1 protein-coding gene is annotated in these 282 nt (G+C 59.2%); it reads left to right on the forward strand.

From position 1 onward, the window contains the following. On the forward strand, nucleotides 1-282 hold a 282-nt coding region (locus EN807_RS34985; protein WP_281405275.1), incomplete at both ends, for a proton-conducting transporter membrane subunit.

Below are 282 nucleotides of genomic sequence, written 5' to 3' on the forward strand. Positions count from 1 at the left end.
CAACCTCTATGTCTGGTTCGAAGTGCTGCTGATCTCGTCCTTCGGCCTCATCGTGCTCGGCTCGACGCGGGACCAGATCGACGGCGCGTTGAAATATGCCGTCCTGAACCTCATCGGCACGACGCTTTTCCTGATCACGGTGGGTTATCTCTACGCCATCTTCGGCACGCTCAACATGGCCGATATCGCGTTGAAGGCAAACGGACTGCGCGAAACCGCGCCGCTGATGACGCTTGCCAGCCTCTTCACGCTTGCCTTCGCCATGAAGGCGGCGGCTTTTCC

Origin of the sequence: Mesorhizobium sp. M5C.F.Ca.ET.164.01.1.1, from assembly GCF_004792125.1 — a bacterium.
GTDB classification, from domain to species: Bacteria; Pseudomonadota; Alphaproteobacteria; order Rhizobiales; family Rhizobiaceae; genus Mesorhizobium; species Mesorhizobium wenxiniae.